This is a genomic window from Staphylococcus pseudoxylosus (genome assembly GCF_003697915.1).
GTDB classification, from domain to species: domain Bacteria; phylum Bacillota; class Bacilli; order Staphylococcales; family Staphylococcaceae; genus Staphylococcus; species Staphylococcus pseudoxylosus.
In genome coordinates this window covers 1-336 of the sequence record NZ_RCVN01000074.1, presented here as the reverse complement: position 1 = coordinate 336, position 336 = coordinate 1, and the positions used below count along the sequence as shown (strand labels likewise).

Here is a 336-nt window from a genome sequence, read left to right as displayed (position 1 = left end):
AGGTTCAGAACCACCAAATAAGTCTTGTTTAGCTTGTGATTGACTACTATTATCATTAGTGATAAATACTTTTTCAACCGTAGGGAAAACAAAGTTATAATTTACGTATTCTCCTGATTCCTTGGCTTGTACACGACCGCTGACCGTTACTGTGTCACCTAATTGAATGAAATCAGGCAAGAAAGCCGAACCGTACGCAACTTTTACGTTAGATCCCTTTTCTTTTTCAAATAATGGGACTGAAATAATTTTCTTATCGCCTTTTGCTGTACTTACTGTACGTGTATTTTTTTCGTTCGCTTGTGCTGTTACTGTGATAATTGCCATTTTTTATTT

At 35.7% G+C, this 336-nt stretch carries 1 protein-coding gene; it reads right to left on the bottom strand.

Annotated features, from left to right (window positions below):
* On the bottom strand, positions 1-327 hold a 327-nt coding region (locus D9V42_RS14855), incomplete at its 3' end, for a single-stranded DNA-binding protein (RefSeq protein ID WP_122065560.1).
* Between the last annotated feature and the right edge of the window lie 9 nt (positions 328-336).